Source organism: Nakamurella endophytica, assembly GCF_014646215.1.
In the GTDB taxonomy this organism is placed as follows: Bacteria; Actinomycetota; Actinomycetes; order Mycobacteriales; family Nakamurellaceae; genus Nakamurella; species Nakamurella endophytica.
This window is the reverse complement of the sequence record NZ_BMNA01000006.1, coordinates 144,120-167,351: the sequence shown is the minus strand read 5'-3', so window position 1 is coordinate 167,351 and position 23,232 is coordinate 144,120. Positions and strand designations below refer to the sequence as shown.

Below are 23,232 nucleotides of genomic sequence, written 5' to 3'. Positions count from 1 at the left end.
GAACAAGATCAATCAGATCGTGTCATCACACCCGCTCAACCAACCTCTCCGAGCAGTACAGCTAGTGCAGCAATGTACATACTGCCATCCGTCTTATGACGTATAATTGCCGGGGGTAGCCCTGCCCTCATCAATGTCGCGTTCATCAAGATCCTTGCTAGTCGGCCATTGCCGTCTGGGAAAGGGTGTATATGAGCAAGCCAGGCGTGGACGACGGCGGCGATTACGGTACTTGGCCTCTGCCCATTCAGCCGCTGTTCCAGCACATGCTCCTCGCCAGCGTCTCGTCGGATCACAACCTGGTTGAAGTTTTAGGACTCGCCGCCGCGCGAAAGATTGCGTTCGACTTGGCGAAGGAGCCAAACATGGTCCTGTCGGCAGCGGACATCCGGGGTTTACACGCGCAGATTTGTGTCGGTGAGTGGTTCGCAGGAAGTTATAAGACCTTCCCCAACGCAATTGAGGGTAGTGAGCACACGACTTCGCTACCTATTGATACGTCTCACCACATGTCGCAGCTGGTTGACTGGATGGCCCTGATCCCGGACCTCATCACCTCGATGCTTCAACAGAAGCTCGGCCGTGCGTTCAAGACTTGGTCCTAGGCCCTCAATTTTGTTGCTTTCATAAATTTCCCGAGACTCCTGCTGCTGCGCTACTTCGACTTGCCCGGAGAGGCTGGCTACCAACTTCTCACGTGCCTCATCCAGACCTAGCCTAATCCTTGCCTCATCTGCCCCCACGCTACGAAAACCACTCCCATCCTCAAAGGAGTAAGGACTTCCGTCGAGCACCGAGACGTCGGTGAAGGGGCGCACGTGCCGTCCTCTCCTCGAAGCACTGTCCGTCACGTTAAGGGATGCTAGCCGAACTATACAACCCTATTGGCGTCGAGCCGCCAATTGACAATGACGCACTGTTGAGCCGCAAAGGTCAGCCTGACGCGGCCAGAGTGGGGCGAACTCGTTGCCGCCACTCAGCGATGGGAGCAACTACCAGGCTATCCTCTCATTGCTGTCAGGGCGCCTCCTCAGGTTGACGGAGCAACTTCCGCCTCATATGACGGCTCTGAGGCCTACCGCACCGGATATGGCCAAGCGTTGAGGAACTGAGGCTTCCACCGCCGTAGCTTGGGCTTCGGCATCCTGCGCATTGGCACGTAAAACGAGACATCAGCTGAATGTAGGGCTTTCCAAGACGGCGACTTGTCCCACCTGCAAGGCCTAGCCCACTTGTTGCGCCGGAACTCGTACGCCATTAACCAATCACTGCCAGAAAGTGCGCCTTCTGCCTCAGCACGACGTGTAGCCTGATCGAAGTCAACGGACGCGCGCAAGTGCGGAGACTGCTCACAGAGATCCCGAAGGATTACGAGAGAGCAAGCGTCGTTGACGTGAGATACCACTTCCGCGCTTTCGTTTTCAAGTCGAACGTCTAGTTCTCGCATCATGAAAAGAATCCAAGCCACTTCGTATCCTCGTCCCAGTTGACCGTGTCGTACGAGAAGCTCGTTCATGACCTCTGCTACTCGGTCGTCGTTGACCGGCAGTCCGCGATCCTTCGCGAAACGGAGCACCTCGTACGAGTGTCTGAGGGTACTGGGCTCTAAGCCCGCTGCAGCCAAGACAAGGTCGCGGAATAGGGGCCAACTCGTGGGCCCTCCCGGGAAGGGATTACAGCGCATAATGGCATAACTTAGTACGCCTTGGGTGGCGAATCGCTGCCGCTCATCGAACGCCGAGTCAAAAAGGTCAACTATATCCGTAGCAAGATTGGTGTCCGAATCGCTTCGGTATCGGTGTGCCCGCAAGCGGCGAATCCAGCGAGGTTCTACGGGATCCAGGCCATCAATCACGGCCACCTTGGTCGGATTGAGCGCAAGTTCGTAATCAAGGAGGAGTCCTTGGTAAGTTGCTAGGACGTCATGCGCCTCGTCGTAGGAGGCCGCATAAAACGTCATATCGTCACCAAACCGGGCGCAGCGACGCGTCAACCGCGGGAACTTGGCGACGAGTTCCCGATCGATCCGCGCTAGTACCACTTCAGCAATAAGCCACGACGTGTCGGGTCCGACCGATAGTCCAATCGTCTGTCCACTGCGCGAATTGCGAAGCAATCGGTCAAGCCGTGGACCGAGCCCCGACGCCCTCAAGTCTCGCTTCGCACGCTGCTTGCCACGGATTGCCCAGTCCACCGCGTGTGTATAGACCGACGGGTAGAACTGACTTATGTCCGTCTTGAGCGTCACCCGCCCCCCCGGCATTCGTGTAACAAGCTCCCTACTCCAGGACTCGATGGGACGGAAGTACTTCACAGATCTCGGGCTCGCGCCGCGTACTGGTCGACTGATCGAAATCGCACTACCGGCCGTGAGGCGCTGCAATTGCGACCAATTGTCGCAACATTCCCGAGCTACAAACAGGTGGCTGAACGGGTTTGGTATTTCCGCTGACCGACGTAGACCACCTGCTCGTACCAAACTGAAGCGTGCCGGCGACGTCCATTCCCGATCCGGCGGCAAGGTGAGCGAAGCAGCTGCCGCCGCGAACGTCACCGAACTGAAGCAGGGCGGGAGCTCCTGGGGGAGGTAGCCTCGTGCAAGGGCCGTATCGAGCTTCATTGCAGCACGTTAGCCCAGATTGGCCTCACGGCCACTTGGCTCATCCTGCGGATGGTTCCCATCCGATTGCTCGTGGCGGTAGCCCTAGACGGCCACGCTGCGGTTGGGTCGCCACCACTGTGACCGCGGGAACGTGGCAGCGGAGCGATATCAAACGCGTTGAACACCGGATTTGGTGATGAAGCAAGCCGGACATGACTTTGGCCGACCACCTCCTAAGCCACCCGAGATCGCGGCAGCATCAGCGCACGTGCTCCCGCAGGAACGCCACCGCCCGACCCCAGGCCTGCTCGGCGGCCGCCGGATCGTAGGTGCCGATGAGGTTCTCGTCGTTGTAGAAGGCGTGACCGGCGTCGTAGACGTGGATCTCGACCGGACCGCGAGCGGTCTTCCGGACGGTGTCGGCCATCTGCTGCACGGCGTCCAGGTCGATGCTGTGGTCCTGCCGCCCGTAGTGGCCCTGCACCGCCGCGGTGACCCCGCTCCAGTCGACCTCCGGCCCGGGCAGTCCGTAGAACGGCACCGCCGCGGACACCCGGTCGCCCTGCGCCGCGGCCAGCCGCAGCACGAAGGCTCCGCCCATGCAGAAGCCGATGGCGCCCACCGTCGAGGACGTCACCGACGGCAGGTCGAGCAGGAAGTCGACGGCCCCGCCCAGGTCCCGGACGGCCTGGTCGACCGGCAGCTGCTGCAGGAGGTCGTTGGCCTCGGCGGCGTCGTGGGTGGTGCGCTTGCCGTACAGGTCCGGCGCCAGCGCGACGAAGCCCTCGGCGGCGAGCCGGCGGGTGATCTCGGCGATGTGCGTCGTCAGCCCCCACCACTCCTGGATGACCACCACACCCGGACCCTCACCGGACTCCGGGACGGTCAGGAAGCCGAACGCCTCGCCGCCGCCGCTGGGGAAACTGACGTTGTGCTCGGCGTTCTCGTCGACCATGGATCCTCCTCGACCGTGCCGGGCGCCGCGGTCCGCGACGCTCCCGGCGGCCGCCCGCGCGACCCTGCCGATGATGGCACGCCGCCGCGGCCGCCCCGCGCCCGGTCAGCCGGCCAGCGCCGCCGACACGACCTCCCGGGCCTGCTCCTGCACCTGCGCCAGGTGCTCGGGCCCGCGGAACGACTCCGCGTAGATCTTGTAGACGTCCTCGGTCCCGGACGGGCGGGCGGCGAACCAGGCGTTCTCGGTGGTGACCTTGAGGCCGCCGATCGGCGCGTCGTTGCCCGGCGCGTTCACCAGCTTGCCGGTGATCCGCTCCCCCGCCAGGGTGTCCGCGGTGACGTCGTCCGGCGACAGCTTGGCCAGCTTGGCCTTCTCCGGCTTGCTCGCTGGCGCGTCCACCCGGGCGTACGCCGGGTCGCCGAACCGCTCGGTCAGCTCGCGGTAACGCTCGGACGGCGACTTCCCGGACACCGCACGGATCTCCGAGGCCAGCAGGGCGAGCAGGATGCCGTCCTTGTCCGTCGTCCACACCGTCCCGCGGCGGCGCAGGAACGACGCCCCGGCCGACTCCTCGCCGCCGAAGCCGATCGATCCGTCGATCAGGCCCGGCACGAACCACTTGAAGCCCACCGGCACCTCGACCAGCCGTCGGCCCAGGTCCGCGGTGACCCGGTCGATCATCGACGACGACACCAAGGTCTTGCCGACACCGGCGTCGGCGGGCCACTCGGCCCGGTTGCGGTACAGGTAGTCGATGGCGACCGTGAGGTAGTGGTTCGGGTTCATCAGCCCGGCGTCCGGGGTGACGACGCCGTGCCGGTCGGCGTCGGCGTCGTTGCCGGTGGCGATGTCGAACTCACCGGCGCGCTGCACCAGCGAGGCCATGGCGTAGGGCGACGAGCAGTCCATCCGGATCTTGCCGTCCCAGTCCAGCGTCATGAAGCTCCACGCCGGGTCGACGACGGTGTTCACCACGGTCAGGTCCAGCCGCAGCCGCTCGGTGATCGCCTCCCAGTAGGCCACCGACGCCCCGCCCAGCGGGTCGGCGCCGATGTGCACCCCGGCCGACCGGATCGCGTCGATGTCCAGCACCGCGTCCAGGTCGCCGACGTAGGAGGACAGGAAGTCGTAGTAGCCGGTGGTGTCCGCGTTCCGCGCCGCCTCGTACGGCATCCGCCGCACCCCGTCGAGCCCCGCGGCCAGCAGCTCGTTGGCCCGGGCCGCGATCACGGAGGTGGCGTCGGTGTCGGCGGGGCCGCCGTTCGGCGGGTTGTACTTGAACCCGCCGTCCCGCGGCGGGTTGTGGCTCGGCGTGACGACGATGCCGTCGGCCAGCCGGCTGGTGCGGCCCCGGTTGGCCTTGAGGATCGCGTGCGACACCGCCGGTGTCGGCGTGTAGCCGTCGTTGGCGTCGAGCATGACCGTGACCCCGTTGGCCGCGAGCACCTCGAGCGCGGTGCTGGTCGCCGGCGCGGACAGGGCGTGGGTGTCCGCACCCAGGTAGAGCGGCCCGTCGGTGCCCTGCGACGCGCGGTACTCGCAGATGGCCTGGGTAATGGCGAGGATGTGGTCGCGGTTGAACGCGGTGTCCAGCGCCGACCCCCGGTGCCCGGACGTCCCGAACACCACCTTCTGGGCCGGATCGGAGACGTCGGGGTGGAGGTCCTCGTACGCCGCCACCAGGGCGTCGACGTCGACGAGGTCACTGGCCTGGGCGGGCTGCCCTGCGCGCGGGTCCATGCAGGGATTCAACCGCACGCCGACCGGGGCGGCATCAGCGCGCCGACCGTGCCGGTCGGAGGCGCACACCGGTCACCCACCGACACCCACCGACCGAGAGACGTCACCCTCCGTGGTCAGGAGGCGGTCGTGCGGCGCTTCCGCTAGGCGCGTCGGGCGTCCACCCGGCCCTGTCCCGACCCTGGGTGAGGACGGTACGGACCGTTTCGGTCGGATCGAGTGATATCTCGGGATGATCATTCCCGTACCCTCTCTCGGCCATAGGATTTGCGTCATGGACAGATCGGGCCCGTTCCCGAACTCCGCACGGGACGCGGTGGGATGACGACCCGCGACGACCCCCTGGCCGTGCTCGACGACCGGGATCGCCGCATTGCCGAGCTCGAGCTCGAGCTGGCTGGCGCGCTCCAGTGGGCCAAGGACAACGCCGACTCGCTGCGCAACGCCGAGGACCTGGCCAAGGTCGGCAGCTGGCGGTACGACCTGCGGACCAGGGAGATGTCCTGGTCCCCGATGATGTACCGGATCTTCGGCCGGTCCCCGGAGCTGCCGCCGCTGCACGTCGACGAGCTGCGCGCGCTGCTGCCCGCCGAGGACGCGCAGGAGATGGGCCTGGCGTTCGAGATCGCCAGGGAGACCGGGCGGGACACCACCCAGGACTTCCGCCTGGAGATGGGCGGCCGGACCCGGCAGATGCTGGCCCGCTTCCGGGTCGAGGAGCGGGGCGGCGGCGCCCTGATGATCGGCTGTGTCCAGGACGTCACCGAGCTCAACGCGACGGCGCGCGAGTTCCGCCGGGCCCTGCAGCTCTTGACCGGCGTCCTCGGGGCCACCCCGCAGGCCGTGCTGGCGCTGGATGTCGAGGGGCGGGTCATCGCCTGGAACTCCGGCGCCGAGGAGCTGCTCGGCCGCCCTGCCGACGAGATGGTCGGCCGCAACGCCGTCGAGCTGCACGATCCGGCGGAGCTGGTCGAGCTGTTCGGCGGGCCGGACGCGGACGCAGCCTTCCGGACCATGCTGGATCGGTCCGCGGACGCGCACAGCGGCCCGGGCGCGCGCTCGGTGGAGTGCACCTACCTGGCCGCAGACGGCCGGCGTCTGCGGGTCCTGGACTCCACCGGCGCGGTGCGCAGCGAGGCCGGCACGATCGAGGGCTACGTCAAGGTCGGCACCGACATCACCGCGCTGTCCGAGACGCAGGCCGAGCTGCAGGCCAGCGAGCGCCAGTTCCGCGACACCTTCGAGTCGGCGCCGAACGGCATGATGCTGATCAGCCTGGAGCGCTCGACGGTGGGGAAGTTCCTCCGGGTCAACCCGGCGCTGAGCCGGCTGACCGGGTACTCCGAGGACGAGCTGCTCGGGATGACCCTGCGAGACCTGGTGCACCCGGAGCACCGCAAGCTCTACGACCAGCGGATCGCAAACGTGCTGCGCCACCGCGATGTCGAGATGAGCCCGGAGCGCCGCTGGGTCGCCAAGGACGGGCACGACATCTGGATCCTGCTGCACCTGAACGAGACGACCGACCCGGTGGTCGGGCGATCGATGGTGGCGCAGGTCGAGGACATCACCGTCCGCAAGGACTTCGAGGCCCGGCTCACCCACCTGGCGCTCCACGACAACCTGACCCAGCTGCCCAACCGCGCCCTGCTGATGGACCGCATCGACCACGCGCTGTCGGCGTCCGGCCGGACCCGGTCCCGGGTCGCGGTCATGTACATCGACCTGGACGACTTCAAGGCCGTCAACGACACCGCCGGCCACGCCGCAGGCGACCACACCCTGGTCGAGGTGGCGGACCGGCTGCGCGGCGCGACCCGGCCCGGCGACACGGTCTCCCGGCTGGGCGGCGACGAGTTCGTGGTGGTCTGCCCGGAGATCCACGACGACGCCGCCGCGGTGCGCATCGCCGAGCGCATCCTGGCGCGGCTGCACGAGCCGCACCACATCGGCGAGTACACGTTCGCCGTCGGCGGCAGCATCGGCGTCGCGCTGTCGGTGCCGGACTGCACCCCGCAACAGATGATGGCCTGGGCGGACGAGGCCATGTACGCGGGCAAGCGGGCGGGCAAGGGCCGGATCCGGTTGGACGCGCACCACCTGCCGGCCGGCGACGAGCGGCACAACGCGGCCGTGCGGCGCATCCGGATCGACGGCGAGCTGCGCGACGCGCTCAACGCCGGCGGCCGCGGGCTGCAGCTGTGGGGCCAGCCGATCGTCGACCTGGCCACCCAGCACGTCGTCGGCGTCGAGCTGCTGCTGCGCTGGCGCCACCCCAGCGGCACCCTGCTCGGGCCCGGCGATTTCCTGGACGTCGCCGAGGACAGCGACCTGGTGGTCGGGCTCGGCGAGTGGGCCCTGGACGAGTCGTGCCGGATGGCCGCGGACTGGCTGAGCCGCTGCGGGTCCAGCACGCCCGAGGTGCACGTCAACGTGTCCGGACGGCAGATGCAGAGCGGCGGGCTGCACCGCAGCGTCACCGAAGCGCTGGAGCGGCACGGGATCCCGCCCGGCCTGATGGTGCTCGAGCTCACCGAGACCCAGGCGCCGACCCTGGAGGGCGCGGTCCGGGCGGACCTGGACCGGTTGCAGCAGTTGGGCGTCCGCTTCGCCATCGACGACGTCGGCACCGGGTACAGCAGTCTCGCGCGGCTCACCGAGCTGCCCGTGGACTTGCTGAAGGTGGACGTCAACTTCGTCGCCGGCATCGGCAACGACCCCGCCTGCGAGGCGGTGATCCGCGGCATCCTGGCCATCGGCGCGGCACTGGACATGGCGGTGGTCGCCGAAGGCGTCGAGACGCCGGAGCAGGCGACCTGGTTGCTGGACAAGCACTGCCGGCTGGCCCAGGGCTTCCACCTGGGTCGGCCGCTCCCGGAGGCCGAGCTGCTCGCCGCTCTCACCGGCGCGCCGGCGCGGGCCGCCGGAACGTCGGCCGAGGCCTCCGAGGAGGGCGCGGAGGCGCTCCGCCGGCTGGTCCAGCGCGCGGGTCAGGACCCGATCACGACGTCCAGCTGGCCCGCGTAGTCGACGTCGCGGACCGTGCCGTCCGCGTCCACGCGGACCCCGAAGCGCTCCCCGGCCACCCGCAGCCCCCGCACGTCCAGCGCGCCGGCCACCGGGAGCGGGCGCAGCCGGATGCGGCCCGCGGGCACGTCGACGTCCAGTCCCAGCAGCGCCCGCACCAGCACCACGGCCGCCGCCGCCGACCACGCCTGCGGACGGCAGGACGCCGGGTACGGCACCGGGGTGGGCAGGTCGGCCGCGTCGAAGCCGGCGAACAGCTCCGGGTAGCGGCCGTCGAAGGCCTCGCCCGCCGCGAGCAACCCGGCCACGACCTCGGCCGCCTGGCGCACGTGCCCGTCCTGCAGCAACCCGTGCAGGGCGATCGCCGTGTCGTGCGGCCACACCGAGCCGCAGTGGTAGCTCAGCGGCGAGTACCCGCCGGCGGCCGAGGACATGGTGCGCACGCCGAAGCCGCTCGACATCGACGGGTGCACCAGCCGGTCCGCGACGGCCAGGGACTCCGGCGCGGACAGGATCCCGGTGCCCAGCAGGTGCCCCATGTTGGATGCCGGGGCATCGACCGGGCGCTTGTCGCCGTCCAGCGCCAGCACCGGGTACCGGCCGAGGTCGTCGGCGGTCCAGAACCGCTCGCGGAACCGCACGGCCAGGTCCGCCGCGTAGCGGCGCCACTCGTCGGCGCCGGGCCGGCCGAAGGCGTCGAGCAGCGCGGCACCGGCGGTCGCCGCCTGGTAGGCGTAGCCCTGCACCTCGGCCAGCGCGACCGGACCCCGGGCGATGCGCCCGTCGGCGAACCGGACCGCGTCCGAGGAGTCCTTCCAACCCTGGTTGGCCAGGCCCCGGCCGGACCGGTCGATGTACTCCAGGAAGCCGTCGCCGTCCTGGTCGCCGTCCCGGCGCAACCAGTCCAGCGCGCGTTCGGCCGCCGGCAGCAGCGCCGCCACCTCGTCGGCGGGCATCCCCCAGCGCCAGGCGTCGGCGAGCAGGCAGACCCACAGCGGGGTGGCGTCGACGGTGCCGTAGTAGACCGGCGGCAGGAAGCCCTCGGCCGGGCCGCCGTCGGCCGCGACCAGCGGGCGGCGCACCTCGTGCAGGATCTTCCCGGGCTGGCTGGCGGTGCGCTCGTCCTCGCGGTCGCCCTGGCGGGCGGCCAGCGTGCGGAGGGTGCCGGCGGCCGCTTCCGTGCCCAGCGGCAGCGTCATCCGCGCCGCCCAGAGCGAGTCCCGGCCGAACAGCGTGAGGTACCACGGGCTGCCGGCGGCGTAGAAGACGTCCTCCGGTGACTGCGGTGTCGCCATCCGCAGCGCGGCCAGGTCCTGCACGGACCGCGCCACCAGCGGCCCGAGACGCCGGTCGTCCGCGGACACCTCGGGCAGCACGGCCGCGGCGCCGGTCGGCGGGACCACCACCGCTCCGGCGTCGAGCACCCGCACCAACCAGTTCACCGCCTGCTCGGACCGCGGCGGCACGGTGACCGTCCAGCCCACGGCGGCGACGGTGCCGGTGGCGGCGTCCGCCCCGGCCGGGTCCTCGGCGATCGCCACCGATGCCCCGGGAGCGCTCACCACGACACCGACGTGCGGGCCGCGCACCGACACCGCGCCGTCCTCCACGCGCAGCGGCCGGTCCACCGTCGCGTCGCCGGACTTGACCCGGTCCATCTCCGCCAGGTCGGCGGCGAGCGTCAGCGTCAGCTCGGCGGCCACCGGCACCGTGGAGGCGTTGACCAGGGTGAGGGTCTCGGCCATGCCGTCCACCCGGGCGGTCCGCCGGCGCCGCAGCCACACCGTGGGATCCGCACCCGGATTGCCGAGCCACCGCAGGACGCCGACGAACTCGGCGGTGTCCGCGGCGGAGACGGCCCCGGACACGGGTTCCGGCGCCGTCCCGTCCACGGCGACCCACGCGGAGCGGAGCACCCTCAGGTCCGCGCAGTACACGCCGTGGGCCGGCGCCGCCCCGATCTGCCCGTCGGCGCCGGACAACACCGTCGTCGGGGACCGCAGCGACGTCACCGCATCGTGCAGCAACGGCTGGCGCCCGGTGGCCGGGTGCCCGGGTGCCCGCGCGACGACCGCGCCGCTGCCGCTCCGGCCGTCCGGTAGCGACTCCGCCACGCTGAACCCCTCTCTGTGTCGCCTGCCCTGCGTCGCAGGGTCGCTGCCGTGCCCGGCGCCGCATCGTGGGCGCCCATTCTCGCCGGTATCGGCGCCGTCGGGATCGGCTGCCCCGGCGCCGGCCCGGCGCGGGGCCGCGTCGCCACCGGACCGGGCAGGCTGGTCGCGCCGTGGCGCAATCGTGACCCGCGGCCGTGGCGGCGCACTTGACAGCCCCCGGTGACCGCCAGAACACTACGACCAACGATTGGATCGTTCCAAGCCGATCACCCGGCTGCCGGAGCGATCCGCCCCGGGGTCCGGCGCCGCCTCCGGCAGGGCCCGCCGTGGGCGGCACCGTCCGCTCACACCGCCGGACTGGACTGCGATCTCGACGAAGAGAGGCCCCGTGACGGACGCCCGGCCCGACGTCGACGCGGGGACCGCAGGTCCCCCCGCCGGCGGACCGCCGGACGGCGTGCGCCCGGACGTCACCCACCCGCGGCCCACGCTCGACTCCGTCGCCGCTCGCGCCGGCGTGTCCCGGCAGACCGTCTCGAACGTGTTGAACCTCCCGCACCTGGTGCGCGCGGAGACGGCGCGGCGGGTGTCGGCGGCCATCGCCGAGCTGGGGTACCGGCCGCACCGCGCCGCCCAGCAACTGCGCACCCGGCGGTCCCGGCTGCTCGGCCTGCGGGTCGAGCTCTCCGCCGGGGACAAGGTCTTCGACCGGTTCCTGCACGCGCTCACCGAGGCGGCGGACCTCCGCGGTTACCGGGTGATGCTCTACACCGCCGGCGACGACGAGGCCGAGATCGCCGCCTACACCGAGCTCCGCGGCCGCTGGGACATCGACGGCGTCGTGCTGACCACCACCCACCCCGGCGACCGCCGAACGGCACACCTGGCCGGCGCCGGCCTGCCGTGCGTGACGTTCGGGCGCCCGTGGGACGACTCGGACCACCACCCGTGGGTGGACGTCGACGGCGCGGCCGGGACCGCGGAGGCCACCCGGCACCTGGTCGGCGCGGGGCGTCGCCGGATCGCCTTTCTCGGCTGGCCCGCGGGTTCGGCCGTGGGCGACGACCGGCTCGCCGGGTGGGCCGCCGCCGTGGCCGCCGCGGGTCTGCCCGCGCCGGAACCGGGCCGCAGCGTCAACGACCCGCAGGAGGCGCGGCGGGCGGCCGACGCGCTGCTCGACACGGTCCGGCCGGACGCCGTGGTGTGCGCCTCGGACCTGCTGGCACTGGGCGTGCTCTCCGCACTGACCGCCCGCGGCCGGATCGCGGGCCGTGACGTCGCCGTCACCGGGTTCGACGACACCGACATCGCCGCCCTGGTCGGCCTGTCCTCGGTGGCCCAGCCGCTGTCCGAGGTCGCCTCCGAGTGCGCCCGGCTCGTCACCGAGCTGGTCGAGGATCCCCGCCGGGCCGACACTCCCGAGCGGCTGCTGCTCGCACCCCGCCTGGTGGTGCGGGACTCGTCCTCCGGGCCGCCGTGACCTCCCGGTCCGGCCCGCCACCCGGCCGGCGCGACCGCGCCGGCCACCTCCACGAGAAAGAGAACCGCATCTGATGAACCGCCGGAAACTGACCCGGATCAGCGGGGGCGCCGCCGGCGTCGCCCTGCTGCTGACGCTCGCCGCCTGCGGCGGCGGGTCGTCGTCCTCGTCCTCCTCGTCCTCGTCCTCGTCCGCCGCCTCGACGGTCGAGTCGTCCTCCAGCGCGGCCGGGTCGTCCGCGGCCGGGTCGTCCGCCGCCGGGTCGTCGGCCGCCGGGTCGTCGGCCGCCGGGTCGTCGGCCGCCACGTCGGGCGGCTCGGGCAGCACCGCGAACCTGCCCGCGGCCAAGCTCTCCCTGCTGTTCGGCTCGTCCGGCAAGGCCGAGACCGACGCCCTGAACGCGGCCACCGCCGCCTGGGGCAAGCAGAGCGGGTCCACCGTCACGGTCACCCCGGCGCAGGACCTGGTCCAGCAGCTGGCGCAGGGCTTCTCGTCGAACAACGCGCCGGACGTCTTCTACGTCGGGGCGGACCAGTTCCCGAACTACGCCAAGGCGGGCAACCTCGCGGACTACGCCGACTCGCTGTCGAACGCGAACGACTTCTACCCGGCGCTCAAGCAGTCCTTCACCTACGACGGCAAGTTCTACTGCGCGCCCAAGGACTTCTCGACGCTGGCCCTGTTCATCAACAAGGACCTGTGGGCCAAGGCCGGCCTGACCGACGCGGACGTCCCGAAGAACTGGGACCAGCTGGAGACCGTCGCCAAGAAGCTGACCCAGGGCAACGTCGCCGGCCTGTCCGTCTCGCCCGAGCGCGACCGGATGGACGCGTTCCTGGTGCAGAACGGCTCCTACCTGGTCGACGACCAGGGCAAGCCGACCGCCAACAGCGAGCAGAACGTGCAGGCGCTGACCTTCGTCAAGAAGCTGGTCACCGAGGGCGCGCTGAAGTTCCCCAAGGACCTGGGTGCGTCGTGGGCCGGTGAGGCGTTCGGCAAGCAGCAGGCCGCGATGACCATCGAGGGCAACTGGCTGCTCGGTTCGCTCAAGGCCGACTACCCGAACGTCAAGTACACGGTGGCCGAGCTGCCGGCCGGCCCGACCGGCACCAAGGGCACGCTGTCCTTCACCAACTGCTGGGGCATCTCCGCCACCACCAAGAGCCCCGACCAGGCCAAGGCGCTCGTGGAGTACCTGACGTCCACGCCGCAGCAGCTCGAGTTCGCCAAGGCGTTCGGCGTCATCCCGTCCGTGCAGTCGGCGCAGGCCCAGTACCTCAAGGCCTTCCCGGCCAACCAGCCGTTCGTCAACGGCGTCGCCTACGCCAAGGGCGTCGTCTCGGCGCCGGGCATCACCGACGTGCTCGACGACTTCAACTCGCAGCTGCAGTCGCTGGCCACCGCGGATCCCAAGGAGATCCTCGACTCGGTCCAGGACAACCTGTCCAGCGCGCTCGGCGGCTGACCGCACCGCACCCACCGGTTCGCCGGCCGGCCGTCCCGCTCCGCACTCGCGCGGTGCGGGACGGCCGCCCCGGTGGCCACCCACCAGCCCCGGTGCCGTCCGGCCGACGCCCGGCCGGGCGGCACCGGCACCACGTGGGCAGCGGCCCCGCCCACCGCCGATCCCTGCAGTGACATGTCCACGGGCATCCCCACGGACACCCCCACGGACACCCCCACGGACACCGCCATCGGAGCGCGCCATGACGACCTTTTCGGGCCAGCCGGGTCTCGAGCAGACCCTCGGGCAGGCCGCGTCCCTCGACGCCCCGGCCCGCCCGCCCCGTCGCGGCCGCAGCAAGGGACCGGGCATCCGCGGGCGTGAAGGTGCTGCCGGCTGGCTGTTCGTCACCCCGACGATCGTGATCATCGGCCTGTTCCTGCTGCTCCCGGTGTTCGCCGCGCTGTGGGTGTCGCTGTCCGACTGGACCGGCAAGGGGTCGCCGCTCGGCGCCCACTTCGTCGGGATGGACAACTACGACGCCCTGCTGGGGAAGTCCGGTCTGGCGCAACGGAACCTGGCCACGTCGCTGCGCAACAACCTCTACTACGTCATCCTCGTGGTGCCGCTGCAGACCATCCTGGCGCTGGGGCTCGCGCTGGTGCTCAACCGGCGGCGGCTGCGCGGCAAGGGCTTCTTCCGGACGGCGTTCTACTTCCCGTCGGTGACCAGCTCGGTGGCGATCGCCATCGTGTTCCTGTTCCTGTTCAACGCCAGCGGCGTGGTGAACGCGGTGCTGCAGTGGTTCGGCGTCCGCGGCCCCAACTGGTTCGCCGACCCGCGCGGCGTGCTGCAGCTGCTGCTCGGCGCGCTCGGCGTCGACACCGACAACCCGCCGTCCTGGCTGTCGGCGCACCGGTTCCTGGGACTGTCCTGGTGGCAGTGGCTCTCGGGTCCGTCCATCGCCATGTGCGCGATCATCGTGCTCGCCGTGTGGACCACCGGCGGCACTTTCATGCTCATGTTCCTGGCCGCGCTCCAGGACATCCCGGCCGACATCGAGGAGGCGGCCGCCGTCGACGGCGCCTCCGGCTGGCAGACCTTCCGCAAGGTGATCCTGCCGCAGCTCAAGCCGACGCTGTACCTGGTAGTCACGCTGGGGCTGATCGGCACCTGGCAGGTGTTCGACGCGATCTACATCATGTCGCAGGGCCAGCCCTCGAACACCACGCTGACCCCGGCGTTCCTGTCGTACCGGACCTCGTTCACCGACGGGAAGTGGGGACAGGGCGCGGCGATCGCGTTCATCCTGTTCGCCATCATCGTCGTCTTCAGCCTGATCCAGCGGTTCGTCATGCGCGAGCGGAAGACCCTGCCGCGCCGCCGCCGCTTCGCCTCCTGGGAGGGCAAGTGACCACCACCCTGGCCGGCCGCCGCTCCGCCGGCCCGACCGAGGCGCTGCCGGCGCCGCTGCACACCCGGCGGTCCCGGTTCGGCTGGCTGGCGTACCTGGTGCTGATCTTCTTCGCGCTGATCTACATCTACCCGTTCCTGATCCAGATCGGGACCTCGTTCAAGACCGAGCCGGACGCCACCGGATCGCCGCTCAACCCGATCCCCGGCACCTGGACGCTGGAGGCCTTCCGGCAGCTCGGGCAGGCCGACTTCCCGCGCTGGTTCTTCAATTCCGTGTTCGTCACGTTCTTCGTGACGATCGGGCGGGTCTTCCTGGACTCGCTCGCCGGATACGCGCTGGCACGCCTGCACTTCCGCGGCCGGACGGCCATCTCCGGTGCCCTGATCGCCGTCATGGCGGTGCCCGGCGTGGTGCTGCTGATCCCCAAGTACCTGGTGCTGGTGCAGCTGCACATGTACAACACCTACTGGGCGCTGATCGTGCCGCTGCTCTCGGACGCCGCCGGGGTGTTCATCATGCGGCAGTTCTTCGTCAACATCCCGGTCGAGGTGGAGGAGGCCGCCCGCATCGACGGCGCCTCGATCTTCAAGACGTTCTGGTCGGTGGTGCTGCCGATGGCCCGCCCGGCCGTGATCACCCTGACCATCCTGTCGTTCCAGGCGTCGTGGAACGAGCTGCCGCACTACATCGTGGCGGCGCAGGACCCCAAGCTGAACACCCTGACCAAGGGCGTCGCCACGCTGGCGTCCGGGTCGCTCGGCAGCGGCAACCAGTTCCCGCTCAAGATGGCGGCCGCGCTGCTGATGACCATCCCGGTCGCCGTCGTGTTCTTCGTGTTCCAGCGGTACTTCGTCCGGGGGGCGGGCGCCGGGGCCGTCAAGGGCTGACGGCCCGGCACCGCGGGCCGCGGTGCGACGCCGCCCCGGACGGACCGGGCGGTGCGCCGTCAGCCCACGGCGGCCGGCGCGGGCATGTCGAGCAGCGCGGCCAGCTCCCCGGTCAGACCAGCGCGGCGGCCGGCGGGCAGCGCGCGGCCGTCGACCGTGGTGACGGGGGCCAGCAGCCGCACGCTCGAGGTGAGCCACACCGCGTCGGCGGCGAACAGGTCGGCGACGGTCACCCGCTCGCGGGCGATCGCCCAGCCGGCCGCCGCCGCGGCCGCGAACAGCCGCTCGGCGGTGATGCCGGCGAGGATGCCCTCGGGCGGCGGTGTCACCAGCGACCGGCCGCGGGCCAGCACGACGGTCGCGGTCGGCGCCTCCAGCAGCGTCCCGTCCGTCCCGACGAACACCACGTCGTCGGCGCCGTGCGCGGCGGCCCAGCGCAGCGCGGCCATGTTGGTCGCGTAGGACAGCGTCTTCGCCCCGGCCAGCAGCCAGGGCGCCCGGGCCACCGCGGGGCCGTCGAACCCGCGGTCCAGGGCGAGCACCCCGATCCCCTGCCGCTGGGCGAGCAGCCGCGGACCGACCGGGCTGCGGACCACGAAGCAGGTGGCGGGGCCGTCGTCGGGTCCGCGGGTGGCGGTCAGCCGCACCGACCACTGCCCCGCCGGCCGGTCGGCGAGGACCGCGTCGACGCCCCGCGACCACTCCGTTCGATCCGGGATGTCGACCTCGAGCGCGGCCGCGGACCGGCCCAACCGGTCCAGGTGCTCCGAGAGGTCACGGGGCTCGCCGTCGACGGCCAGCGTCGTCTCGAAGACGCCGTCGCCGCGGACCACCCCCGCGTCGTCGGGGCGCAGCAGGGGTTCGGTGGCGGGGAGCAACCGCCCGTCGAGCAGGGCCACCAGCGAGGTACCGGTCACCGGCGGAGCGTATGCCAGCCCCGGCGGCGCGACCGGCCCGCGCGGACCGGCGCCGCCGGCCGGCGCGCCGGTCACAGCTTGCGGAGCCGGACCCGCTGCACGCTGTGGTCCGGCCCCTTGGTCAGCACCAGGTTGGCCCGGCCCCGGGTCGGCAGGATGTTCTCCACGAGGTTGACCTCGTTGATCGCCGACCAGAAGCCGATGGCCAGCTCGACGGCCTGATCGTCGGGCACGGCGGCGAACCGGCTGAAGAACGAGTCAGGGTCGGCGAACGCGGTCTGCCGCAGCCGCAGGAACCGCTCGACGAACCACTGGCGGATGTCGGCGGTGTCGGCGTCGACGTAGATCGAGAAGTCGAAGAAGTCGCTCACCGCGAGCGCACTGGCGTCCGTCCCGGGCCGGGCGGGCTGCAGCACGTTCAGCCCCTCGATGATCAGGACGTCCGGGCGGTGCACCACGACCTGCTCGTCCGGGAGGATGTCGTACGTCAGGTGGTCGTACTTGGGGGCCCGCACCTCGGGCGCGCCGGACTTGACCGCGGCGACGAACTCCAGCAGCGCGCGCCGGTCGTAGGACTCGGGAAACCCCTTACGGCCCATCAGATCCCGCTGCTCGAGGACGGAGTTGGGGAACAGGAAACCGTCCGTGGTGACCAGCTCGACCTTGGGGGTGTCGGGCCAGCGGGCGAGCAGTTCGCGCAGCACCCGGGCGGTCGTCGACTTGCCGACCGCCACCGACCCGGCGACGCCGATGACGAACGGGGTGCGCGCCGACCGCTCGCCGAGGAAGGTGCTGGTCACCCGGTGCAGCGCGCCGGTCCCGGCGACGTACAGGTTGAGCAGCCGGGACAGCGGCAGGTAGACCGTCTCCACCTCGGCCAGGTCGATCGGGTCCTCGAGCCCGGCCAGCCGGGCCAGCTCGTCGCCGGTCAGCGGCAGCGGCGTCGACTGCGCCAGTGCCGCCCACTCGTCCCGCGCCAGCTCGACCCACGGGGTGACCCCGGCCCGGCGCGCACCGCGCGGGCCGTCGCCGCCGGTGTCGCCGCCCGGCTCGATCAACGCGGCGACCCGGTCGAGCAGCGGCCCTGCGTCCTCGCGTGCCATGAGCGCCAAGTCTGCCCGCCACCGGCCGCGACGGCCGCTCCGGCGGCCGGTCCGGTGGCTGGGATCACAGCCGCGCGGCGGCCCCGACGGGTCGCGCCACGCACGGTCGGCGCCGGGTGCGAGCGCGGTGCCCGCCGGCTCCGGGCACGGCCCGCGCGACCGGCCGTCACCGTCGCCGGCGCGCCTAGCATGGGGCCGTGACCGGTTCCGACGTGCCGCCGACCTCCCCCCTGCTCGGCCTGCCCGGCGCGGTCGCCGCGGACCGGCCCGACGCCGGGGTGGCCTGGCACTACGGCGACCCGATGCGGGAGCAGCGCGCCGCCGAGGAACGGGCGGCGCTGGTGGACCTGTCGCACCGCGGGCTCGTCCGGATCACCGGCCCCGACCGGCTGCGCTGGCTGCACACCCTCGCCTCCCAGGAGCTGGGCGAGCTGCCGGACGGCGGCACGACCCAGGCGTTGCTGCTGTCGCCGCAGGGACACGTCCTGCACCACCTGGGGGTCACCGACCTGGACGGCACGACGTGGCTCGACACCGAGGCCGCCACCGTCCCGGCGCTGCTGGACCACCTGCAGCGGATGGTCTTCTGGTCCGACGTGCAGGTCCACCCGGCCGGCGCCGAGTGGGCGCAGCTGCGCGTCGTCGGACCCGAGGCCGCGTCGGTGGCGGTCGCCGCCGGCCTGGTCGAGCAGGCACCGGCAACCGGGACGGCCGTGGCGCTGGCCGGTGGCGGGACGGCCCGGGGGCCGGTCGGCCGCGAGGCCGGCGCCGTCGACCTGCTGGTGCCGCGGGCCGAGCTCGGCGCCGTCGCCACGCGGCTGCTGTCCGCCGGCGCCAGGGCCGCCGGGTCCTGGGCGTGGTCGGCGGTGCGCGCCGCGGCCCGCATCCCACGTTGGGGCGTCGACACCGACGACCGCACCATTCCCAACGAGCTGTCCTGGCTCGACGACGCCGTGCACCTGCACAAGGGCTGCTACCCCGGCCAGGAGACCGTGGCGCGGGTGCTCAACGTCGGGCGACCGCCGCGGCGGCTGGTGCTGCTGCACCTGGACGGGTCGGTCGACCGGCTGCCGGAGACCGGCAGCACGGTGCTGTCCGCCGAGGGCCGCCCGGTCGGCCGGGTCGGCACCGTGGCGCAGCACCACGAGCTCGGGCCGGTGGCGCTGGCCCTGGTCAAGCGCGGCGTCGCGGCCGGCGCTCCGCTGCTGGCCGACGGCGTCGACGCCGCCGTCGATCCCGACGACGACGCCGCCGAGGTCGCCACCCCACTGTCCGCGGTGGACCGCCGGCAGTGGGCGGACCTGCGCCGGCGCTGACGGCCGCGTGGCACCGGGGACGGCCCGGGGAGATCCGGTGCGGACCGGTCCCGCCGGCGGCCGCGCCACCCCGGCAGGGCTGGCTACAGTCGGGGCCGTGACGACTCCGGTGACCGCGACCACCGCTCCTGCCCTGGTGACGCTGGACGAGATCCGGGACGCCGCCACCCGGATCGCCGGACATGCCGTCCGGACGCCGCTGCTGCCCTCGCCGTGGCCGGGTCTGTGGCTCAAGCCCGAGAACCTGCAGCCGATCGGCGCCTTCAAGATCCGCGGCGCGCTGACCGCCGTCTCCCGGATGGATCCCGAGGTGCGGGCCCGCGGGATCCTCGCGCACTCCTCGGGCAACCACGCGCAGGCGGTGGCGTACGCGGCGCGGCTCTTCGGCGTCGACGCCCACATCGTCATCCCGGACAGCGCGCCGGAACGCAAGGTGGCCGCCACCCGGGCCCTGGGCGCGACGGTCGAGCTGGTCCCGCTCGCGCAGCGGTTCAGCCGCCCGGCCGAACTCGCCGCCACCACCGGCAAGGCCATGGTCCCGCCGTTCGACGACCGTGACGTGGTCAGCGGCCAGGGCACCGTCGGGCTCGAGATCGCCGAGGACTCCGCCGGGGTCGGTGGTGTCGACACGGTGCTGGTGCCGGTGTCCGGCGGCGGCCTGCTCGCCGGCATCGCCGCGGCGGTCACCGCGCTGCTGCCGGGGACCAAGGTCGTCGGGGTGGAACCGGAGCTGGCCGGCGACGCGGCGGAGTCGTTCCGGGCCGGCGAGCGCCGCGCCTGGGCGTCGGCCGACACCGCCCGCACCATGGCCGACGGGCTCCGCGTCGACAGCGTCGGCGTCGTCCCGTGGGAGCACATCCGGACCCAGGTGCACGACATCATCACCGTCACCGAGGACGAGATCGCCGATGCCACCAGGCGTCTGGCGCTGGAGGCGCGGCTGGTGGCGGAACCGTCCGGGGCCGTGGCCCTGGCCGGGTACCTGCACCACGCCGACCGGCTGCCCAGCGGCACCACCGTCGCGGTCCTCTCCGGCGGCAACATCGACCCGGCGCTGTTCCGGTCGCTGCTGGGCGGCTGAGCCGCCGCCCACCCGGCCCGCCCGAGCCCCCGCCCACCCAACCCGCCCCAGCCCCCGCCGACCCGGGTCCGCCCGGCACCCCGGTCGCCGGGCGGCCGCCGGGGACGCGAGGATGCTCCCCATGCCGCACAGCACCGAGGACGCACCGCACGTCCCCCTGGTCCATGTCGTCCGCTCCGGGTTCCACGAGGGGACGCACTTCGGCGCGGTGGTGGTGACCGGGCCGGGCGGCGAGGTCCTGCACGCCCGGGGCGGCGTCGACGCCGCGGTCTTCCCGCGCTCGTCGAACAAGCCGTTCCAGGCGGTGGCCATGCTGGCGGCCGGCGCCGAGCTGGCCGGGGCAGACCTGGCGCTGGCGTCGGCGTCGCACTCCGGCGAGCCCATGCACACCGAGCGGGTGCAGGCGATGCTGGACCGGGTCGACCTCACCGAGGACGACCTGGGATGCCCGCCGGCGCTGCCGCTCGACGAGGCCGCGCGGCTGTCGGTGCTGGCCGCCGGCGGCGGGCCGCGGCGGCTGGCCATGAACTGCTCCGGCAAGCACGCCGGCATGCTGACCGCCTGCGTCGCGGCCGGCTGGGATGTCGCGTCCTACCTGGACCCGGACCACCCGCTGCAGCAGGCCGTGGCGCGCCAGGTCGCCGAGCTGTCCGGCGAGCAGCCGTCCGCGGTGGGCGTCGACGGCTGCGGGGCGCCGCTGTTCGCCGTGTCGCTGACCGGGCTGGCCCGCGCCTTCGGGCGGGTGGCGGCCGCGACGGACGGCGAGCCGGCGCTGGTCGCCGCGGCCATGCGGCACCACCCGGAGATGGTCGGCGGCACCGGTCGCGAGGACACCCGGCTGATGCAGCGGCACCCGGAGCTGCTCGTCAAGGGCGGCGCCGAGGGCGTGCACTGCGCCGCCCTGCCGGACGGCAGCGCGGTCGCCGTCAAGATCTCCGACGGTGGCGACCGGGCCCGGATGCCGGTGCTGGTGGCGGGGCTGCGGATGCTCGGCGTCGGGTCCGAACTGCTCGACGAGCTGGCCACCGGCACGGTGCTCGGCGGCGGCCGCCCGGTCGGCGTGGTGGAGCTCGCGCCGGACGTCTTCTGACGGTCGCGCGCGGGCCGGTCCGCGGCGGTCGGCGGGCCGCGAGCTGTGTCCCGCGCCGCCCGCGGAAGGTCGTGCGCAACCTGTACGATCGGGGGCACGACAGACAACTGAGCTGGGGCCGCCGCTCGTCGGCCGCCCCCTTTTCTACGTGCGAGGGGGTCCGCTCATGGGGCGAGGCCGTCAGAAGGCAAAGCAGACCAAGGTCGCGCGGGATCTCAAGTACCACGTGAGCGACCTGGACGCGCGGGCCCTGCAGCGTGAGCTGTCCGGCGCCCCCTTGCCCGAGCCGACCACCGGCGCCGCCGTCGAGGACATCGACGACGACGACGAGGACTACACGAAGTACCTCCCCGACGACGACGACGAGCCCGCAGGCGGGTACGCCTCGAGGTCGTCGCGCCGCTGACCCGGACGGGTGTGGCCGGTGGCGCAGGCCGCCGGCCGTTGTCGTGTGCCCGCGGATCCGTCGGCGACGGTCCACCCGGCGGACGTCACCACTCCAGGGAGCCGCGCCGGCGCTGATGCCGGCGTCGGCAGGACCGTGACCCCCGCGGCGTCAGCCACCACGGGCGCGGCACGGCGCCGGCCGGGCCGGCGCCCACGAGCAAGGGGCAACGGGTGACGCAGTTGGGTGGGCCGGCCGATCCGTGGCGCACCCCCGGGCCGGCGCCGTCCTGGTCGGCTCCTCCGGGTGTCCTCCCGCCGCCGCCGCCCGGAGCCGTCGGCCGGGTGGGTCCGCCGATCCCGGGTCCGGGGTGGTGGCCCTACCCTCCGCCGCCGCGCCGGCCGCGGATGAGCCTGCGCAGCGTGCCCGACGGCCGCACCGCCGTCCCGCCGGCAGGGTGGCTGCCGGTGGTCACCGTCGCGGTCCTGGCGACGACCACGGCCGACGTCGTGGCCGACGACCACCTGCCCCGGTGGTGGTGGCTGGCCACACTGGCGGTCTGCATCGCCGGCTACCTGGGCACCGTCGCGGGTCTGCGCCGGCTGCGACGCCGGCCCGGCCCGTCGGGCAGCACCCCGCCGACCGTCCCGATCCCCGTCGTGCCGACCGGTCCCACCGCCCGGCCGGCGAGGGGGCCGGCGCGGCTCCGGCGCCCTGCGGTGCTGCTGGCCTCCGCGCTCGCCGCGCTCGGCGCCAGCTTCGCCTGGTCGGTCGCGTCGGCGCCGTTCCTGCACCAGCGCCCGGTCTCGATCCCCGGCGTGCCCACCGTCGGCGGCGCCGTCGGCCGGGCGGCCCTGCTGGCCCTCAACACCTCGGTCCTCGAGGAGTGCAGCGTCGCGCTGGTCGTGCTGACCGCCGCGATGGTGACGGACCGGTTCCGCCCCCGCCACTGGGACCCGCGGTCGGTCGCCGTCGTCGCGGTGACCGCCGGCACCGCGGTCCGGGTGCTGCTGCACGTCCCGCTGTGGGGCGTCGGAGCGGTGGCCCGTGTCGGGCTCGCCGTCGTGCTGGCCTGGCTGTTCTGGCGGACCCGGCGGATCTGGCCGCTCGTCCTCGCCCACGTGCTGTGGGACACCGTCGTGCTGCAGTCGGCGATGTCCCCGGCGCTGGAGGTCAAGGCGCTGTGCGGGCTGGCGGTCCTCGGCTGGGGCGTCGCCGGCACCGTGGTGACGATCGTCGCGCTGGTCCGCAGCCGGCGGCTGGTCCAGGCGGAGACCCTGGCCGCCCGGCGCCGCCCGGCCGATGGTCGGTGGCCCGGGTCCTGGCCGCCCGCGGGCGCTCCAGGTTCGTGGCCACCCGCCGGCGCACCCGGTCCGTGGCCGGGCATCGGCGCTCCCGGTCCGTGGCCTCCCGGTCCCTGGCCACCCGCGGACGTGCCCGGTCACCGGCCCCCGGAGCGGGTCGACGGGAACCGATCGCAGCCGTTCTGACCCGGACCGTCCGCCGACGGGCAGGGGTGCGGCGGACGGCACGCCCACTGCTCCGCGGGATCGGCCAGCAGAGCCCGGACGCCACCGCCCGTGGCTCCGCGGTCGCGGTCGGCCGTTCGAGGGGTCCGACTGCCCGCCCGCGCGGGAGGGGTGAACAGCGCGGTCGGAAGGCCGGCCGGGC

The 23,232-nt window shown here is 72.5% G+C and carries 17 protein-coding genes; 11 read left to right on the top strand and 6 right to left on the bottom strand.

What is annotated here, in order from left to right:
• Positions 1 to 35: 35 nt before the first annotated feature.
• Positions 36 to 266, bottom strand: a complete 231-nt coding sequence (locus IEY37_RS22830) for a Fic family protein (protein WP_373298359.1) — start codon at positions 264 to 266, stop codon at positions 36 to 38.
• Here IEY37_RS22830 and IEY37_RS15520 point away from each other — a divergent pair.
• Positions 192 to 605: a hypothetical protein gene (locus IEY37_RS15520; RefSeq protein ID WP_188943178.1), complete on the top strand. Its 414-nt coding sequence runs from the start codon at positions 192 to 194 to the stop codon at positions 603 to 605. The genes IEY37_RS22830 and IEY37_RS15520 overlap by 75 nt on opposite strands.
• A 2,256-nt stretch (positions 606 to 2,861) precedes the next feature.
• Here the strand turns inward: IEY37_RS15520 and IEY37_RS15515 are convergent.
• Positions 2,862 to 3,557, bottom strand: a complete 696-nt coding sequence (locus IEY37_RS15515; RefSeq protein WP_188943123.1) for a dienelactone hydrolase family protein — start codon at positions 3,555 to 3,557, stop codon at positions 2,862 to 2,864.
• A gap of 105 nt (positions 3,558 to 3,662) precedes the next feature.
• Positions 3,663 to 5,300 (bottom strand): phosphoglucomutase (alpha-D-glucose-1,6-bisphosphate-dependent), encoded by a 1,638-nt coding sequence (pgm, locus tag IEY37_RS15510; RefSeq protein WP_188943121.1) that lies wholly within the window; start codon positions 5,298 to 5,300, stop codon positions 3,663 to 3,665.
• A gap of 321 nt (positions 5,301 to 5,621) precedes the next feature.
• On the opposite strand from pgm, the gene IEY37_RS15505 reads away from it, so the two are divergent.
• Entirely contained in the window at positions 5,622 to 8,327 is a 2,706-nt protein-coding gene (locus tag IEY37_RS15505; RefSeq protein ID WP_188943119.1) for a sensor domain-containing protein, read from the top strand.
• Here IEY37_RS15505 and IEY37_RS15500 read toward each other — a convergent pair.
• Entirely contained in the window at positions 8,291 to 10,441 is a 2,151-nt protein-coding gene (locus IEY37_RS15500; RefSeq protein WP_188943117.1) for an amylo-alpha-1,6-glucosidase, read from the bottom strand. The genes IEY37_RS15505 and IEY37_RS15500 overlap by 37 nt on opposite strands.
• A 388-nt stretch (positions 10,442 to 10,829) precedes the next feature.
• On the opposite strand from IEY37_RS15500, the gene IEY37_RS15495 reads away from it, so the two are divergent.
• The 4 genes from IEY37_RS15495 to IEY37_RS15480 all read left to right on the top strand — a co-directional run bounded on the left by IEY37_RS15495 (position 10,830) and on the right by IEY37_RS15480 (position 15,669).
• Entirely contained in the window at positions 10,830 to 11,921 is a 1,092-nt protein-coding gene (locus tag IEY37_RS15495; protein ID WP_229674493.1) for a LacI family DNA-binding transcriptional regulator, read from the top strand.
• Between the two features lie 73 nt (positions 11,922 to 11,994).
• Positions 11,995 to 13,386 (top strand): sugar ABC transporter substrate-binding protein, encoded by a 1,392-nt coding sequence (locus IEY37_RS15490; RefSeq protein ID WP_188943115.1) that lies wholly within the window; start codon positions 11,995 to 11,997, stop codon positions 13,384 to 13,386.
• A 241-nt stretch (positions 13,387 to 13,627) separates the two neighbouring features.
• Positions 13,628 to 14,779, top strand: coding sequence for a carbohydrate ABC transporter permease (locus IEY37_RS15485; protein ID WP_188943113.1), 1,152 nt, complete (start codon positions 13,628 to 13,630; stop codon positions 14,777 to 14,779).
• Positions 14,776 to 15,669 (top strand): carbohydrate ABC transporter permease, encoded by an 894-nt coding sequence (locus IEY37_RS15480; protein WP_229674492.1) that lies wholly within the window; start codon positions 14,776 to 14,778, stop codon positions 15,667 to 15,669. Before IEY37_RS15485 ends, IEY37_RS15480 begins: the two co-directional genes overlap by 4 nt.
• Positions 15,670 to 15,728: 59 nt before the next feature.
• Here the strand turns inward: IEY37_RS15480 and IEY37_RS15475 are convergent, their stop codons facing one another.
• Positions 15,729 to 16,586 (bottom strand): aminotransferase class IV, encoded by an 858-nt coding sequence (locus IEY37_RS15475; protein WP_188943110.1) that lies wholly within the window; start codon positions 16,584 to 16,586, stop codon positions 15,729 to 15,731.
• 71 nt (positions 16,587 to 16,657) lie between these two features.
• The gene (coaA, locus tag IEY37_RS15470) at positions 16,658 to 17,689 is read right to left on the bottom strand and encodes a type I pantothenate kinase (protein WP_188943108.1); all 1,032 of its coding nucleotides are present in this window, start codon (positions 17,687 to 17,689) and stop codon (positions 16,658 to 16,660) included.
• 197 nt (positions 17,690 to 17,886) lie between these two features.
• On the opposite strand from coaA, the gene ygfZ reads away from it, so the two are divergent.
• The 5 genes from ygfZ (at position 17,887) to IEY37_RS15445 (ending at position 23,051) form a co-directional block, all read left to right on the top strand.
• Positions 17,887 to 19,005, top strand: a complete 1,119-nt coding sequence (ygfZ, locus tag IEY37_RS15465; RefSeq protein ID WP_229674491.1) for a CAF17-like 4Fe-4S cluster assembly/insertion protein YgfZ — start codon at positions 17,887 to 17,889, stop codon at positions 19,003 to 19,005.
• Between the two features lie 97 nt (positions 19,006 to 19,102).
• The gene (locus IEY37_RS15460) at positions 19,103 to 20,086 is read left to right on the top strand and encodes a threonine ammonia-lyase (protein WP_229674490.1); all 984 of its coding nucleotides are present in this window, start codon (positions 19,103 to 19,105) and stop codon (positions 20,084 to 20,086) included.
• A 112-nt stretch (positions 20,087 to 20,198) separates the two neighbouring features.
• Positions 20,199 to 21,176: an asparaginase gene (locus IEY37_RS15455; protein ID WP_373298358.1), complete on the top strand. Its 978-nt coding sequence runs from the start codon at positions 20,199 to 20,201 to the stop codon at positions 21,174 to 21,176.
• Between the two features lie 166 nt (positions 21,177 to 21,342).
• On the top strand, positions 21,343 to 21,582 hold the full coding sequence (locus tag IEY37_RS15450; protein WP_188943104.1) for a DUF3073 domain-containing protein: 240 nt from the start codon (positions 21,343 to 21,345) through the stop codon (positions 21,580 to 21,582).
• A 386-nt stretch (positions 21,583 to 21,968) separates the two neighbouring features.
• Entirely contained in the window at positions 21,969 to 23,051 is a 1,083-nt protein-coding gene (locus tag IEY37_RS15445) for a CPBP family intramembrane glutamic endopeptidase (RefSeq protein WP_188943102.1), read from the top strand.
• Positions 23,052 to 23,232 lie beyond the last annotated feature (181 nt).